The organism is Bradyrhizobium sp. SZCCHNR3119 (assembly GCF_032487775.1).
Lineage (GTDB): Bacteria > Pseudomonadota > Alphaproteobacteria > Rhizobiales > Xanthobacteraceae > Bradyrhizobium.
In genome coordinates, this window is the sequence record NZ_JAUEUV010000001.1 from 4,456,322 (window position 1) to 4,471,948 (window position 15,627).

Genomic DNA, 15,627 nt, shown 5'->3' on the forward strand with positions numbered 1-15,627 from the left:
ATGCGTCGTTGGTTCGGCATCTGTGTGATGGGGCTGGCTTCACTGATATCGGCCGCGGCGGCGGAATTCCCGGCCGAGATCAAACAGTCCGGCACGTTGCGGCTGACGGTCAATTCGACCTACGCGCCGATGGAATATCGCGATCCCGCGACCAACGAGCTGAAGGGGCTCGACATCGATCTCGCCAATGAGTTGGCCAAGCGGCTCAAGCTGAAGATCGTCTGGAGCGAGACGGCGTTCGCGGAATTGATCCCCTCGCTGCAGACGAAGCGCGCCGATTTCATCATCTCAGGGATTTCCGATCGCGCGTCGCGCCGCGGGACCGCCGATTTCGTCGACTATCTCGTCACCGGCCCACAATTCTTCGTGCTCACCGAGAGCGAGGCCAAGATCGCGGCCGATCTCTGCGGCAAGAAGATCGGCACCACGCGCTCGACCAGTTTTCCGGCCGAGATCGAGAAGTGGAGCAAGGCGGTTTGCGAGGCGGCCGGCAAGCCGGCGGCGCAATATGTGCCCGGCGAGAACTCGATCGACGTGCGCAACCAGCTGAAGCAGGGCCGCATCGACGCCGCGGTGCAGGGCAGCGAGACCTTGCCCTATGCGCAGTCGCAGGAGGCCGGCAAGTATCGCATCGTCGGCGAGCCGATCGCGTACGGTTATCAGGGCATCATGGTCCGCAAGGACGACGGCGCGTTGCGCGATGTGGTGACCGAGCAGCTCAAGGCGATGATCGCCGACGGCAGCTACAAGGCGATCCTCGACACATGGGGCCTCGGCGCCAATGCGGTGCGCGAGCCGATGCTGAACGCGGCGCCGCAATGAAACGCGCCGACGCGCTGGCCGACGGCTTCCCCGATCTTACTTCGTTGCCGGTGGCCCGGCAGGCGCATTGGGGCCGCTGGATCACGGCTGCCGTGATCCTCGTCGTGCTGGTGGCGATCGGCCGTGCCTTTGCGCGCGGGCAGATCGAATGGTCCTATGTCAACCGTTTCCTGACCGCGCCGGTGATCCTGCACGGCATCGTCAACACGATGATCATGGCGGTGCTGGCGATGGCGCTCGGCATCGCACTCGGCGTCATCGTCGCGATCATGCGGCTGTCGCCCAACCCGGTGCTGAAGGCGGTCGCCGCGGGATATACGTGGCTGTTCCGCGGCACGCCGCTGATCCTGCAACTGCTGCTGTGGTTCAACCTGGCGCTGGTGTTTCCGACCATCGGCATTCCCGGGCTCTGGAGCGCGCGTGCCGTCGACGTGATGACGCCGTTCCTTGCCGCATTGCTAGGGCTCGGCATCAACCAGGGCGCCTACACGTCGGAGGTGATGCGCGCCGGGCTGCTGTCGGTCGACATCGGACAATATGAGGCGGCGCAGGCGATCGGCATGGGCCGCCTGCAGGCGCTGCGCCGGATCATCCTGCCGCAGGCGATGCGCGTCGTGCTCCCGCCGCTTGGCAACGAGTTCATTGGGCTCGTCAAGGCGACTTCGCTTGCCAGCGTGATCCAATATCCGGAAGTGCTGCACTCGGCGGAGAACATCTACTACGCCAATTCGCGTGTGATCGAGCTCTTGATCGTCGCCGGCCTCTGGTATCTGCTTGTGGTCTCCATCCTCACCCCGCTGCAGATGCTGCTGGAACGGCGCTTCGCCCGCGGCATCGTCCAGGTGGCGCGATGAACACGCCGTTGGTCGCGATCCGCAAGGTCAGCAAGCAGTTCGGCGACTTCCAGGCGCTGAAGCAGGTCTCGCTGGACGTCTGGGCCGGCGAGGTCGTGTGCCTGATCGGCAAGTCCGGCTCGGGCAAGACCACGCTGCTCCGCTGCGTCAATCAGCTGACGGCGATCGATAGCGGCGGCATCTGGCTGGACGGCGAGTTGCTCGGCTGTCGCGAGGATGCTGGTAAACTGCATCGTCTGAACGACCGGGAGATCGGGCGGCAGCGGCTGAAATGCGGCATGGTGTTCCAGCGCTTCAACCTGTTTCCGCATATGACCGCGCTCGAGAACGTCATCGAAGGGCCGGTGCAGGTGCAGCGGCGGAAGGCGGCCGAAGCGAAGCTCGAAGCGATGGAGCTGCTCCGCCGCGTCGGGCTTGCCGAGAAGGCCACATCGTATCCCTCGCAACTCTCGGGCGGCCAGCAGCAGCGTGTCGCGATCGCGCGGGCGCTGGCGATGCGGCCTCAACTCGTGCTGTTCGACGAACCGACCTCGGCGCTCGATCCGGAACTGGTCGGCGAAGTGCTCGCCGTCATGAAGGAGCTTGCGACGTCGGGCATGACTATGCTGGTGGTGACGCACGAGCTCGGCTTCGCGCGCGAGGTGGCCGATCGCGTCGTCTACATGGACCAGGGCGCGATCGTGGAGGCTGGTCCGGCCAAGGACGTGCTCAATGCGCCGCGCGAGGCGCGCACCCGCGCCTTCCTGGCTGCGGAAGTGTGAAGGGGGATCGATGCGACTGACTATGTTTGCCCTGACCGCGTTGCTTGGCGCTGTCGTCACCGGCCCGGCGCTGTCGGCAGAGTTGCCGGCCGAGATCAAGCAGAATGGCCTTCGGATCGCGGTGGTGCCGAACTATCCGCCGATGGAATTCAAGGATCCCGCTACATCAACGCTGACCGGATTCGACGTCGACCTCGGCGAGGCGCTGGCCAGGAAGCTCGGCGTCAAGGCGGTCTGGCAGGAGACCAGCTTCGATCAGCTGATGCCGGGACTCGCGACCCAGCGTTTCGATATCATTCTCTCGGGGATGACGGACACCAAGAGCCGGCAGGATTCTGCGACCTTCATCGATTATCTGCGCAGCGGCCCTCGCTTCTTTGTGCAGGCGTCGCGCGGCGACGAGTTCAAGGACGCACAGGCGCTGTGCGGCAAGAAGGTCGGTGCCAGCAGGCGCACAAAGTTTCCCGAAGAGATCGCAGCCTGGAGCGCAAAGAATTGTGGCTCGAGTCCGATCCAATTCGTCGGCACCGAAGGCTCTGCCGATGCGCGCACGCAGCTGCGGCAGGGCCGTATCGACGCCGCGGTGCAGGGCAACGAGACCTTGCCCTACATCATGGACCAGGAGCCGAACGCCTATGTGCCGGTGGGCGAGATGATCGCGATCCAATATACGGGGCTTGCCACGCCGGTAAAGGCCGCGGAGTTGCGCGAGGCACTGCAGGGCGCGCTGGAGGAGCTGATCACCGAGGGCAGCTACAAGGCGTTGTTGGCGAAATGGAAGTTGAGCGGCAACGGGATCGAGAAGGTGGTGATCAATGCTGGACAGTAAGGCGCTTCGAAGCATCCCGCTCATCCCCGCCAACACGGCGCCGGCGGCCCCGGACTATCCCTGGCCGAAGCCGTTCACCTCGGCGATGTTCCTGTCGTTCGATGTCGATGCCGAGGCCGCCTGGACCTCGAAGGACCCGGCGCATGCGGCGCGGTTGGTCACGATGAGTTATGGCGGCTACGAGGCGCGGGTCGGCACGCCGAAGCTCCTGGAACTGCTCGGCGAGCTCGATCTGAAGGCGACCTTCTTCGTCACCGGCTGGTCGGTCGACGCACACCCGGCGATGGCGGAAGCCATCCTCAAGGCCGGCCACGAGATCGGCCATCACGGCTATCATCATCTGCTGCCGGATCCCGGCGATCCCTACCTCGAAGAGGAATTGGAGAAGGGGTTCGAGGCGATCAAGCGACGGCTCGGTGTCACACCGATCGGCTATCGCGCGCCGTTCGGGGAATTCACGGAAGAGCTGCGCGTCGCACTGATGCGCCATGGCATCGTCTACACGTCCTCGTTCCGCGATGATGTCAGGCCGTACCGCCATCGCCTCGCCGACGGCAGGCCCGGTACGATCGAAATTCCGGTCACCGCAAGCTATGACGACTGGATGCACGGGCTCTCGGCGCGGTTCTCGCCGCGCTCGATCTTCCCGAAGGAGCACGTGCTCTCGATGTGGAAGGACGAACTCGACGAGGTCAGGGAGTGGGGCGCGATGGTCACGACCGTGCTGCATCCGCAGGTCTCCGGCCGTCCGATGCGCTTCCGGCTGCTGCGCGAATTCCTCAGCTACGCCAAGTCCTGCAAGGACGTCTGGATCACGACGGGGGCTGAGATCGCGGCGAATTACCGGCACCACGAGGCGGCCGGGCAGCGGTAGTTCCTCATGGTGAGGAGGTGCGTTAGCGCCGTCTCGAACCATGAGGGCGATGTCGGACCTCATTCCTTCGAGACGCTTGCTTACGCAAGCCCCTCAGGATGAGGGGAAGAAGTCGTTTTCGATGTAGCGGTGTCAAAAGGATGTCCATGCGCATTTCCCGCCGTTCGCTGCTTGGCGCTGCCGCCACGCTTCCCGCGCTGTCGATGCCGGGACTCGTTCGCGCCGAGGCGCAGACCACCTTGCGCTTCATTCCGGTGATCGATCTCGCCTTCCTCGATCCGATCTTCTCGACAGCGCAGGTCACGCGCAATCACGGCTTCATGGTCTACGACACGCTCTATGGCATGGATGCCGCGCTCGACGTGTCGCCGCAGATGGTGGCCGGTCATGCCGTCTCCAACGACGGCAAGCAGTGGGATCTGACCTTGCGCGAGGGCTTGGTCTGGCATGACGGCGAGAAGGTGCTGGCGCGCGACTGCGTCGCCAGCATCAAGCGCTGGGCCGCGCGCGATGGCTTCGGCGCCGAGCTGATCGCGGCGACGGATGAGCTCTCCGCGTTCGACGACAAGACCATCCGCTTCCGGCTGAAGCGGCCGTTTCCGCTGTTGCCGCAGGCGCTCGGCAAAGCCGCGGTACAGCCAGCCTTCATGATGCCCGAACGCCTCGCGAGCCAGGACCCGATGAAGCCGCTCACCGAGGTGGTCGGCAGCGGGCCGTTCCGCTTCGTGAGGGACGAGCGCGTGCAGGGCATCCGCAACGTCTACGCCAAATTCGAGCACTATCGGCCGCGCAGCGACGGCAAGCCGAATTGGACCGCCGGTCCGAAGATCGTGTACTACGACCGCGTGGTGTGGTCGACGATGCCCGATGCCGGCACCGCAGCCGCGGCTTTGCGCACCGGCGAACAGGACTGGCAGGAGACGACCCCACACGATCTTCTTCCGGTGCTGAAGGCCGAGGAGGACATCGTTGTCCGCGTCCTCGATCCGCGCGGCTATGCCTGCATGATGCGTGTCAACCACTTGCATCCGCCGTTCAACAATCCGGCGATCCGCCGCGCGCTGTTGGGGGCGATCGATCAGGCCGCCTTCATGACCGCGGTCGCCGGCAGCGATCCTGCCTATCAGTCCACGCCGATCGGCTTCTTCGCGCCTGGCACCTCGATGGCGAGCGACATCGGCCTCGATGTGTTCCGCGGCCCGCGTAGCATGGAGAAGGTGAAAGCGGACCTGAAGGCCGCCGGCTACGGTGGCGAGAAGGTCGTGCTGCTGGTGCCCGCGAATTCGCAGGCGCAGCGGCCGCTCGGCGAGGTGGCGGCCGACATGATGCGGCGCGCCGGCATGAATGTGGAGTATGTCGCGCTGGATTTCGCTGCCGTCTTGCAGCGCCAGCTGAAGAAGGATCCGATCGAGCAGGGCGGCTGGAGTGCCGCGGTCGGCAATTGGCAGGGCATCGACTGGCTCAATCCGGCCGGGAACACCAATCTGCGCGGCGAGGGCGCGGTGGCCGGCTGGTACAGAAGCGAGAAGATGGGCGCGCTGCGTAGCCAGTGGCTGGCGGCGCCCGATCTTGCCGAGCAGCAGCGCATCTGCCGCGAGATCCAGGCGCTGGCATTCGAGGAGATCCCGTATTATCCGATCGGTCTCTACAAGCAGCCGACGGCGTACCGCAAGAGCATCACCGGTGTTCTCGACGGCACCGCGGTGTTCTGGAATGTGAGGCCCGCATGAGCACGGCGATCTTCGGCAGCTATGTGCTGACGCGCGACGCGGGCGCGCAGAAGGTGCTGCGCGACCATTGGGTGCTGATCGAGGGCAGGCGTGTCGTGGCGATCACGCCAGACAAGCCGGCCGCCGATGAGGTGTTCGACCGCCCCGGCCGCTTCGTGCTGCCGGGCCTGTTGAACCTGCACAACCACATCTTCAGCGAGGCGATCGCGCGGACGTTGACGGAAGACGGCAACGGCCGCCGCAACAACAAGAGCATCGTCTACACGGTGCTGCTGCCGCTCTCCAAGCGCGGCGCCGAGATCCTCTCGGCTGAGGAACGGCGCGCGGTCGGACGTATGGGCATGCTGCAACTGTTGAAAGGTGGGGCGACCACGGTGATGGAGCCGTCGCGCAACACGATCCCCGAGCTGTTCGATGCGGCAGAGGAGATGGGGATCCGGTTCTATGGTGCGCCCTATCTGTTCTCGACCGGCGATGCCAAGGCCGGCGCCGACGGTATCGTGCATTATGCCGGCGACGACGGCGAGGCCGACATGGCGACCTGGAACGCGCTGTATCAGCGCTGGCATGGGCAGGCGCAGGGTCGCATTCGCCTGGCGATGAGCCCGCACGCGACCGACACCTGCGGCCCCGATCTGCTGCGCGCCGCGGCGGCGCGTGCGCGCGAACTGAATGTGCCGATCACGATCCATATGGCGCAGAGTCAGGGTGAAGTCGCCACCATTGCCGCGCGCTATGATGGCCGCACCCCGGCGGAATATCTCGACTGGCTCGGCGTGCTCGGTGACGACCTGCTCGCCGCGCACTGCCACGCCTCGACGGATGCGGACCTTGCGCTGATGGCGGCGCGCGGCACCGGCGTCCTGAACTGTCCGCGGGTGTTCGCGCGCGCCGGGGTCACTGCCGCCTTTGGCCGCTTCGCCGCCCATGGCGTGCGTACCGCCATCGGCACCGACGGCTACAACATGGACCTGCTCGGTGAGCTCAACGCGGCGTCGCTGATCTCCAAGGTTGCGCTGGGCAACGCGGAGACCGCGAGCGCACCGGAACTGATCGATGCGGTCACTGCGACCGCCGCCGCCATGATCAAGCGCGACGATCTCGGCGTGATCGCGCCGGGCGCCACTGCCGATCTCACCGTCGTTGACATGACGCATCCGCATCTCCAGCCATTGCACGATCCCCGCCGCGGCCTGATCGCGCTCGCCAACCGCGCCAACATCGATCAGGTCATGGTCGACGGCCGGCTGCTGATCCACGACGGCCGTTATCTGCATGGCGATGAGGCGGCCATCACTTCGGCCGGCGCTGCTGCGATCGAGAAGATCTGGGCGCTGCCGGAGGCGCAGGCGGCGTTCGCGGGATAAATTCGGGCCGCGGAGCGATACGTCTCGACATCCAGAGATGCCGGCCGTCTCACCGCGTGCCGTAGGCCCGGTCGCCGGCATCGCCGAGGCCGGGCACGATGAAGGCGTTGTCGTCGAGGCCGTCGTCGATCGCAGCGGTCCATAGCGGCACGTCCGGGTGCAGGCCGCGCACCCGCTCGACACCTTCGGGCGCTGCGATCATGCAGACCATGCGGATGTCCTTGGCGCCGCGTTCCTTCAGCCGATCGATGGCGGCGACCGCTGAATTGCCGGTTGCGAGCACCGGCGAGACCACGACGGCCAGCCGCTCGCCGAGGTCAGACGGCGCCTTGAAGAAATATTCGACCGCGACGAAGGTCTGCGGCTCGCGATAGAGCCCGATATGGGCGACGCGCGCCGTCGGCACCAGATCGAGCATGCCGTCGACGAAGGTGACCCCGGCGCGCAGCACCGGCACGAAGACGAGTTTCTTCCCGGCGATCTTGGCCGATTGCATGCGCGCCAGCGGCGTCTCGACTTCGACCTCGGTGAGCGGCAGGTCGCGCGTCACCTCGTAGCAGAGGAGCATGCCGATCTCCTTCAACAACTCGCGGAATGACTTGGTCGAGATCGACTTGTCGCGGATCAGCGTCAGCTTGTGCTGGACCAGCGGATGATCGACGACCGTGACGCCTTGCATGACCTTCGTGCTCCTGTGTCTCCTGTAACCTCTCCCCGCAGGCGGGGAGAGGGAGCGCACCGCGCCCCGATGCGCGATCCTAACTAGAACACCGTGCCGTCACTGATCACCTTGAGCGGCGGCGAACCGTCGGGGCGACACTCGAAGGCGAGCTTGCGTCCTGCGGCCCAGCTGCCGCCTTCGAGAATCTTGGCGAGTGGCAGGCTCTCGGCATCTTGCCCCATGCGCTGTCGGATGACGATTGCAAGCCGGTCGAGCAGGGCGACGGTAAGCGCTCGCCACTCGACCACCAGCGCGGAGTCGACCGCATGTGCGCGCGTCGCGTCGTTCCCGTCGCGCAATACCAGCACGCCGCCGTCAACGAACAGTCCGCCGTTGCGATATTCGGCGAGCCCGGTGAGGCCGTCGATGTCGGTCACGGTGAAGCCCGCGCGCTGCAGCGGCTCAATCAGCGAATAGGTCAACCATTGCGACAGCTTGTGCAGCGGCACCAACTCGCTCGTCCTATCCTCGGTTTTGAGCGCTGGATGGCGCCAACAATCGCCGAGCGCGACGCCATCGAGCGTGATGCGCGACGGCCAGATCGGTCCGAGCTGAACCAGCACCTCGGCGAGGATCGCGGGCGCGGCGATGCGGCCGCTCTCCGCGCGCGCGGCGAGATGGTCGAACAAGCCGCCGGGCCGGGCGCTGTCTTTCCTCGCGAAGACGTCGGGCTTGCCGCCGATCAGGCCGCCGAGCCGGCGTAACAGGTCGGTCCGTCCTTCAAGTCCGAGCAGCGAATTCTCGGCACTGACCTGGAAGCCGCGTTCGAGATCCGCGACGGTGATCTGCGCAAGCCTTGAAGCGTCTGCGCGCAGGGGAGCTGTGACCTGATCCGAGAATGCGCCGTGCGCGAACATGTCGAGGCTGGCGAGCGCCAGTCCCTCGGACCGGCCGACGCGGGTGCCGCTCACCGCATCATGATAGCGCCATGCGGCGCCGGCGCCGGCATCGAGCAGTACGCTGACGATGGCGAGATCGAATTCCGCCCGCGCCCGCGCCGCCGCATCGGGCCAGCTCACCTTGTCGGCGACCGCTGCCCAGCGATCCTGGCCTGCGATCACGAAATGCCGCCAGCGCGAATGGAACGGCACGTCGCCGCTCGGATAGGCCTTGTGGGTCACCGCGAGCACAAGCTCCGCGACCGCATCGAGCCTGGTCAGATCGATACGGAAATGCGGCAGCTTGTCCTCAAGGCCGAGAGCAAGCAGCCGGTGCGCCCGCTCGCGCACCGCCCGGGCCGACAAGAGGGAGGAGGCATCGACCATCTTGGTTTGCTCAGTACTTCTCGAGTGGGCGCCCGACCGTATCTCCGAGCTCCTGCGGCTTCTGTGGTTCGAGCGAAAAATAGCCCGCCGCCTTCTTGGCCGCGATCTCGACATGGGCGTCGGCCGGAATCAGTTCGTCCGGGATCGGCACGCGTTCGACGATCTCGACGCCCTGGCCCGTCAATGCATCATGCTTCATGTCGCTCATCGAGATGAAGCGGTCGATACGCGTGATGCCGAGCCAGTGGATCACGTCGGGCATCAGTTGCTGGAAGCGCGCATCCTGCACGCCGGCGACGCATTCGGTGCGCTCGAAATAGGCGGCCGCGGCATCGCCATCCTCCTGGCGCTTGCGCGCATTGTAGACCAGGAACTTGGTGACCTCGCCGAGCGCGCGGCCTTCCTTGCGGTTATAGACGATGATGCCGAGACCGCCGGTCTGGCCGGCGCGCACGCATTCCTCGATGCCGTGAATGAGATAGGGGCGGCAGGTGCAGATATCCGAGCCGAATACGTCGGAGCCGTTGCATTCGTCGTGGACGCGGCAGGTGATCCTGGTCTTGCCATCGTTCAGCTTGTCGACATCGCCGAACAGATACACGGTGGTGCCGCCGATCGGCGGCAGGAATACCTGCAGGTCCGGCCGCGTCACCAGCTCCGGATACATGCCGCCGGTCTGCTCGAACAGGCCGCGGCGCAGATTGGTCTCGCTGGTGCCGAACCGCGCTGCGACGCCGGGTAGGTACCACACCGGATCGATCGCGATCTTCACCACGGAGACGCTGCCGTTGGCGTGCACGACATCGCCGTCTGTCGTGATGCGTTTTGCCGCCAGCGCTGCGTGAAGCTCCGGCAGGTCGAGCCGCGCCTTGGTCACCGCGATCGTCGGCCTGATATCGATGCCTTCGGCGATCTCGGCGCCGAAATTCTCCGCGACCAGATGCCCCCATGGATCGAGCGCGACGATCTTGGCGGGATCGCGCCATTGCGCGAACGGCCCGATGCTCGCGGCCGGATGGGTGTTGGTGAGGTCGGGGCGGCGGATCGGATCGAGTGCGCCGGAGGAGACCGCGAGCGCCCGATAGACCGTGTAGGAGCCGCCATGGCTGCCGATCACGTTGCGGTCCTGCGGACGCGAGACGGTGCCGATGATTGGCCCGCGTTCGCGCGCGCTCGGGGCGCCCCATTGGAGTGGGAAATTGTGCTTGGCGCCCGGAACCGGATGCGAGGTCAGGCGGATATGGTCAGTGCGGTTGGAGCGCGTCATCTCAGAGTAACCCCATCAGAGCCACCCCCAAAACGGCAACGGCCCGCCGAGATGACGGGCCTGACCGAAAAGAGCTGTTAGTTTCCATGCATCAATATAGCATGTTCCCGGCCCAAAACAAGGGTTCCGGGATGCTGCTCCTGCGAACGCCGCGAGCGCCTTGTTTGTAGGCAAATGGTTACGTGGATGCCGACAGTTCGTTTCATCATGTTGACACATCCGCTTTCGCGATACGCTTTCCAGCTGGCGGTGGCACGGCCCTTGCCTTTGGTGGGCTCTGCGGCCAGCAGGGGCCGCACCCTCGGGGAATGACGTGTTGGACCTGATCATTCGCAATGCTTCGCTGTGGTGCGAGGGCGAGACCCGCTGCACTGACATCGGCATCGGCGATGGCAAGATCGTCGCGATCGATGCGGCGCTGCAGGCCGGCGCGCGCGAGCGTGACGCCGAAACCTGCCTCGTCGTGCCCGGCCTGATCGAGACGCACATCCATCTCGACAAGACCTGCATTCTCGACCGCTGCCGGATTGCGGAAGGCACCGTCGCCGAAGCCGTGCGCGAGACCGCCGCGGCCAAGCGCAACTTCACCACCGAGGATGTCTACGCCAGGGCGAAGCAGACGGTCGAGCGCTGCATCAGTCATGGCACGATGCGCATGCGCACCCATGTCGAGCTCGATCCCGGCATCGGCATGATCGGCTATGATGCCATCGAGCAGCTCAAGCGCGATTACGCCTGGGCCATGGATATCGAGCTCTGTGTCTTCCCGCAGGAAGGGCTGACGAACTATCCGGGGACCGAGGAGCTGCTGATCGAAGGGCTGCGGCGCGGCGCGCGCACGCTCGGAGCCGCACCGTATTTCGACACCGATCCCGCGGCGCAGATCGATCGCATCTTCGCCATCGCCCGCGAGTTCGATGTCGACATCGACATGCATCTCGATCTCGCCGAGACGCTCGACCGCATGCAGATCGAATATGTCTGCCGCAAGACCGAAGAGTATGGCTGGGGTGGGCGCGTTGCGGTCGGCCATGTCACGCAGCTGTCGCTGCTGCCGCCGGAGCGCTTCAACGCGATCGCGATGCAGCTCGCCAATGCCGGCGTCGCCGTCACCGTGCTGCCGTCGACCGATCTGCACCTGATGGGACGACGGCAGGATCATGCGATTCCCCGCGGCGTGGTGCCGCTCGAGCCGCTCCGCGCCGCCGGCGTCACCTGCTCGATCTCGACCAACAATGTGCTGAATCCGTTCACGCCTTACGGCGACGGCTCGCTCATCCGCATGGCCAACCTCTATGCCAATGTCTGCCATGTCTCGCGTCCCGATCATCTCGCCGGCTGCCTCGACATGATCACAAGCGATGCCGCGCGGCTGATGCGGCTTGGCGACTACGGCGTCAAGCTCGGCGCGCCGGCCGATCTCGTCTGCATCGACGCGCGCAGCCCGACCGAGGCGATCGCAACGCTTGCGCAGCCGCTGTGGGGATTGAAGCGCGGCCGGCCCTCGTTCACGCGCCCGCGGCCGATGCTGCATGGACCGGGGTGATGCGGGCGGGCGACGATGAGATGATTGCTCGTCATTCACCGTCATTGCGAGGAGCGCAGCGACGAGGCAATCCAGAATCCCCGTGCAGCCCTGGATTGCTTCGCTTCGCTCGCAATGACGGATACCGAAGCGTAGGGTGGGCAAAGGCGCGTTGCAACGATGTCTCGACATTCGCAAGTGGACGAAGCGCCGTGCCCACCGTCGGGCGCCGCGCGATATCGCGGTGGGCACGCTTCCGCCGACGCCCTTCGGGCTATGGCGGACAAGTCGCTTTGCCCACCCTACGACGTCAGGTGTCATCGCGAGCGCGGCGATCCGGACTCTCTCCTCGTCTGGATCGCTCGTAATGACGTTGGAGTTTTCGACCAAGGAGTGACACCATGCGCGTGATCAATGTTGCCGCCGCCCAGATGGGGCCGATCCAAAGGGCCGACAGCCGCGAGGTCGTGGTCGCGCGGATGATCGCGCTGATGGACGAGGCCAAAGCCAAAGGCGCCGATCTCATCGTCTATCCGGAGTTGGCGCTGACCACCTTTTTTCCGCGCTGGTATATGGAGGATCAGGCCGAGGTCGACACCTGGTTCGAGCGCGCCATGCCGAATGCGGCCGTGCAGCCGCTGTTCGATCGCGCCAGGCAGCACCGGATGGCGATGAACTTCGGCTATGCCGAGCTGACGCCGGACGGCCATCACTACAACACGGCGATCCTGACCGATCGCGACAGCAACATCGTCGGCAAATATCGCAAGGTGCATCTGCCGGGTCACGAGGAGTACGATCCGACGCGCAGCCACCAGCACCTGGAGAAGCGCTATTTCGAGCCGGGCGATCTCGGCTTTCCGGTGTGGCGCAATCTCGGCGGCATCATCGGCATGGCGGTGTGCAACGACCGCCGCTGGCCCGAGACCTATCGCGTGATGGGCCTGCAGGGCGTCGAGATGGTGCTGATTGGTTACAACACGCCGTCGGTCAACTCGCAGAAGAATGCCGAGGGACCGGAACAGCGGCTGTTCCATAATCGTCTCTCGGTGCAATCAGGCGCGTATCAGAACTCCTGCTGGGTGGTCGCGGTCGCCAAAGCCGGCGTGGAGGACGGTCATCCGCTGATCGGCGGCAGTCTGATTGTCGATCCGGACGGCGGGATCGTCGCTGAAGCGACGACCGAAGGCGATGAGGTGCTGGTCGCGCGTTGCGATCTCGACGCGACCAAGTTCGGCAAGGAGACGATCTTCGATTTTGCGAGCCACCGCCGCATCGAGCATTACGGCCTGATCACCAGCCGCACCGGTGCGATTCCCCCGGAGGAGTGAAGATCAGTGCGCGAACGCCACCGCGCCGAGCGCCATGGTGACAGCCGCCTGAGTCGGGTCGATCACGGGAATGCCGAGCGCATCTTCCAGGCCCTTGCGATGGCGCGCCATGCCGGCGCAGCCCATCACGATCGCGCCGGCGCCATCCTGCTCCTTCAGCGCGCGGCCGACCGCGATCATCCTGGCCAGCGTGCCTTCGCCAGAAGCGGTCTCGGCCACCGTCATGTCGAGCGGCCGCTCGGCGGCGAGCCGGTCCATCAGCCCCATCTGGCGGAGATAGCGTAGATGTCGCCGGATCGAGCGCTGGGCGATCGCGATCACGCCAAAACTGTCGGCGCGGGTCAGTGCGGTCAGCACGCCGCATTCGGCGATGCCGAGCACCGGCCGCGCCGTCGCCTCGCGGCAGACATGCAGGCCGGGATCGCTGTAGCAGGCGATCACGAAGGCGCTCGACGCGTTGTCGGTTTCGACGAACCGCCGCAGCGGCATGGTCACGCTGTCGGCGTCCTTCTGGCTTTCGATTCCGTACGGGCCTTCCTTCAGGGTCTCGCAGACGATCTCCGGTCCGTCGGCAAACATCAGTGGCTTCAGTGCCTCGGCGAGGCCGTCGGTGACTATCTGATTGGAGTTCGGATTGATCACCGTGATGCGCGGGTGGGACATGGGAGCTTCCTGCTTGAGACGTGTTGACGCAGCGTGAAACGCAATCACTATGCCACGTGGCGCATGCGATCGTCATGCGCCGGGCGCAACGGCGCGCCGCGACATCAGCGGTGTTCCATTGGGCAGAACTGATAAGGGGACCGCCATGACCGAGCCAGCCTATGAGTTGATGATCCGGGGAGGGCGCGTCGCCACGACGACCGACATATTCGAGGCCGACGTCGCCATTGCGGGCGAGAGCATCGTCGCGATCGGCCGTGGCCTTGGTCCGGCCAAGTGCGAGATCGATGCGCGGGGCAAGTTGGTATTGCCTGGCGGAGTCGACAGCCATTGCCATATCGAGCAGCTATCGGCAGCCGGCATCGTCAATGCCGATACGTTCGAGAGCGCGACCACTTCGGCCGCCTTTGGCGGCACGACCTCGGTGATCTCCTTTGCCGCCCAGCATATCGGCATGAAACTGCCGCAGGTGTTGGAGGAGTATCATGCGCTCGCGCGCAAAGGTGCCGTGATCGACTACGCCTTCCACATGATCGTCGCGGACCCGACCAAGGAGACGCTGGAGCACGATCTGCCCGCGCTGATCAAGCTGGGGCACGGTTCGATCAAGATCTTCATGACCTATGATCTCCTGAAGATCGACGATGAGCCGTTGCTCGATATTTTGGTTGCGGCGCGCGAGGGCGGCGCGATGCTGTGCGCGCATGCCGAGAACCACGGCATCATCTCGTGGATGGTGAAGCGGCTGCTGGCGCGCGGCTATACCCATCCGAAATACCACGCCATCAGCCACGCGCGCTTCTCCGAAGCGGAAGCTTTCAACCGCCTGATCGGGATGGCTGCGCTGATCGACCAGCCGATCATGATCTTCCACGTCTCGACCGCCGAGGGCGCCAAGGTCATCCGCGACGCGCGCGGCCAGGGGCTGAAGGTGTTCGCCGAGACCTGCCCGCAATACCTGTTCCTCACGGCCGATGATCTCGACAAGCCCGGCGTCGAGGGCGCGAAATGGATGTGCAGCCCGCCGCCGCGCCGCGCCTCCGACCAAGATGCGCTGTGGCAGGCGCTCTCGCTCGGCGACCTGCAGACCATCTCTTCCGACCATGCGCCCTATCGCTTCGATGAGACCGGCAAGCTGCGCGCCGGCCCCAACCCGAACTTCAAGCAGATCGCCAACGGCCTGCCGGGGCTGGAGCTGCGGCTGCCGCTGCTGTTCGACGCGATGGTGTCGAAGGGCCGGCTCGGCCTCAACAAGTTCGTCGAGCTGACCGCGACGGCGCCGGCCAAGATCTACAATCTGCATCCGAAGAAAGGCGCGATCGCGATCGGCGCCGACGCCGACATCGCGATCTGGGATCCGGAGAAGCGTGTCACGATCAGCGACGCGATGATGCACGATCGCGCCGGCTACACGCCGTTCGCCGGCCGCTCCGTGCAGGGCTGGCCGGTGACGGTGCTGTCGCGCGGCCGCGTCATCGTCGAGGACGGCAAGTTGTCGGCGCAGGCCGGCTCAGGCCGCTTCCTGGCCCGCAGCGGCGGCGAGGCAGCGAAGCCGACCGGACGCCTGGTGGCAGACATGGACCCCGAGCAGAATTTTGGCGCGCGGCTGCTGTAGGCT

The 15,627-nt window shown here is 65.4% G+C and carries 14 protein-coding genes; 10 read left to right on the top strand and 4 right to left on the bottom strand.

The features are described from left to right. From QX034_RS20510 to QX034_RS20540, 7 genes are all read left to right on the top strand, one after another. Entirely contained in the window at nucleotides 1–822 is an 822-nt protein-coding gene (locus QX034_RS20510; RefSeq protein WP_315741781.1) for an ABC transporter substrate-binding protein, read from the top strand. After that, nucleotides 819–1,676, top strand: coding sequence for an amino acid ABC transporter permease (locus QX034_RS20515; protein WP_315700705.1), 858 nt, complete (start codon nucleotides 819–821; stop codon nucleotides 1,674–1,676). The genes QX034_RS20510 and QX034_RS20515 overlap by 4 nt, the downstream gene beginning before the upstream one ends. Then, a complete protein-coding gene (locus QX034_RS20520) occupies nucleotides 1,673–2,437 on the top strand; it encodes an amino acid ABC transporter ATP-binding protein (RefSeq protein ID WP_315700704.1) in 765 nt (254 codons plus the stop codon). The genes QX034_RS20515 and QX034_RS20520 overlap by 4 nt, the downstream gene beginning before the upstream one ends. Nucleotides 2,438–2,447: 10 nt before the next feature. Next, entirely contained in the window at nucleotides 2,448–3,266 is an 819-nt protein-coding gene (locus QX034_RS20525; protein WP_315700703.1) for an ABC transporter substrate-binding protein, read from the top strand. Next, on the top strand, nucleotides 3,253–4,140 hold the full coding sequence (locus QX034_RS20530) for a polysaccharide deacetylase (protein WP_315700702.1): 888 nt from the start codon (nucleotides 3,253–3,255) through the stop codon (nucleotides 4,138–4,140). The genes QX034_RS20525 and QX034_RS20530 overlap by 14 nt, the downstream gene beginning before the upstream one ends. Nucleotides 4,141–4,286: 146 nt before the next feature. Then, nucleotides 4,287–5,870, top strand: a complete 1,584-nt coding sequence (locus QX034_RS20535) for an ABC transporter substrate-binding protein (protein ID WP_316195740.1) — start codon at nucleotides 4,287–4,289, stop codon at nucleotides 5,868–5,870. Then, the gene (locus QX034_RS20540) at nucleotides 5,867–7,237 is read left to right on the top strand and encodes an amidohydrolase family protein (RefSeq protein WP_315767354.1); all 1,371 of its coding nucleotides are present in this window, start codon (nucleotides 5,867–5,869) and stop codon (nucleotides 7,235–7,237) included. Before QX034_RS20535 ends, QX034_RS20540 begins: the two co-directional genes overlap by 4 nt. A 49-nt stretch (nucleotides 7,238–7,286) precedes the next feature. Here QX034_RS20540 and upp read toward each other — a convergent pair whose 3' ends face one another. The 3 genes from upp to QX034_RS20555 form a co-directional block, all read right to left on the bottom strand. After that, nucleotides 7,287–7,916, bottom strand: a complete 630-nt coding sequence (gene upp / locus QX034_RS20545; protein ID WP_315700699.1) for a uracil phosphoribosyltransferase — start codon at nucleotides 7,914–7,916, stop codon at nucleotides 7,287–7,289. A gap of 83 nt (nucleotides 7,917–7,999) precedes the next feature. Further along, nucleotides 8,000–9,223: a URC4/urg3 family protein gene (locus QX034_RS20550; RefSeq protein ID WP_315741778.1), complete on the bottom strand. Its 1,224-nt coding sequence runs from the start codon at nucleotides 9,221–9,223 to the stop codon at nucleotides 8,000–8,002. A 10-nt stretch (nucleotides 9,224–9,233) separates the two neighbouring features. Continuing rightward, nucleotides 9,234–10,490, bottom strand: a complete 1,257-nt coding sequence (locus QX034_RS20555; RefSeq protein WP_315700697.1) for a GTP cyclohydrolase II — start codon at nucleotides 10,488–10,490, stop codon at nucleotides 9,234–9,236. Nucleotides 10,491–10,806: 316 nt separating this feature from the next. On the opposite strand from QX034_RS20555, the gene QX034_RS20560 reads away from it, so the two are divergent. Continuing rightward, a complete protein-coding gene (locus QX034_RS20560; protein ID WP_316195741.1) occupies nucleotides 10,807–12,036 on the top strand; it encodes an amidohydrolase family protein in 1,230 nt (409 codons plus the stop codon). 380 nt (nucleotides 12,037–12,416) lie between these two features. After that, entirely contained in the window at nucleotides 12,417–13,346 is a 930-nt protein-coding gene (locus QX034_RS20565) for an N-carbamoyl-D-amino-acid hydrolase (protein WP_315700695.1), read from the top strand. Between the two features lie 3 nt (nucleotides 13,347–13,349). Here QX034_RS20565 and QX034_RS20570 read toward each other — a convergent pair whose 3' ends face one another. Beyond that, on the bottom strand, nucleotides 13,350–14,009 hold the full coding sequence (locus QX034_RS20570; RefSeq protein ID WP_315741776.1) for an aspartate/glutamate racemase family protein: 660 nt from the start codon (nucleotides 14,007–14,009) through the stop codon (nucleotides 13,350–13,352). 145 nt (nucleotides 14,010–14,154) lie between these two features. Here QX034_RS20570 and hydA point away from each other — a divergent pair, with 145 nt between their 5' ends. Beyond that, nucleotides 14,155–15,624: a dihydropyrimidinase gene (hydA, locus tag QX034_RS20575; RefSeq protein WP_315700693.1), complete on the top strand. Its 1,470-nt coding sequence runs from the start codon at nucleotides 14,155–14,157 to the stop codon at nucleotides 15,622–15,624. Nucleotides 15,625–15,627: the final 3 nt, after the last annotated feature.

Coding starts and splice junctions, on each gene's coding strand:
- QX034_RS20565 (WP_315700695.1), top strand. CDS start 12,417: ATGCGCGTGATCAATGTTGCCGCCGCCCAGATGGGGCCGATCCAAAGG.
- QX034_RS20525 (WP_315700703.1), top strand. CDS start 2,448: ATGCGACTGACTATGTTTGCCCTGACCGCGTTGCTTGGCGCTGTCGTC.
- QX034_RS20540 (WP_315767354.1), top strand. CDS start 5,867: ATGAGCACGGCGATCTTCGGCAGCTATGTGCTGACGCGCGACGCGGGC.
- QX034_RS20535 (WP_316195740.1), top strand. CDS start 4,287: ATGCGCATTTCCCGCCGTTCGCTGCTTGGCGCTGCCGCCACGCTTCCC.
- QX034_RS20520 (WP_315700704.1), top strand. CDS start 1,673: ATGAACACGCCGTTGGTCGCGATCCGCAAGGTCAGCAAGCAGTTCGGC.
- QX034_RS20570 (WP_315741776.1), bottom strand. CDS start 14,009: ATGTCCCACCCGCGCATCACGGTGATCAATCCGAACTCCAATCAGATA.
- QX034_RS20555 (WP_315700697.1), bottom strand. CDS start 10,490: ATGACGCGCTCCAACCGCACTGACCATATCCGCCTGACCTCGCATCCG.
- QX034_RS20515 (WP_315700705.1), top strand. CDS start 819: ATGAAACGCGCCGACGCGCTGGCCGACGGCTTCCCCGATCTTACTTCG.
- QX034_RS20530 (WP_315700702.1), top strand. CDS start 3,253: ATGCTGGACAGTAAGGCGCTTCGAAGCATCCCGCTCATCCCCGCCAAC.
- hydA (WP_315700693.1), top strand. CDS start 14,155: ATGACCGAGCCAGCCTATGAGTTGATGATCCGGGGAGGGCGCGTCGCC.
- upp (WP_315700699.1), bottom strand. CDS start 7,916: ATGCAAGGCGTCACGGTCGTCGATCATCCGCTGGTCCAGCACAAGCTG.
- QX034_RS20510 (WP_315741781.1), top strand. CDS start 1: ATGCGTCGTTGGTTCGGCATCTGTGTGATGGGGCTGGCTTCACTGATA.
- QX034_RS20550 (WP_315741778.1), bottom strand. CDS start 9,223: ATGGTCGATGCCTCCTCCCTCTTGTCGGCCCGGGCGGTGCGCGAGCGG.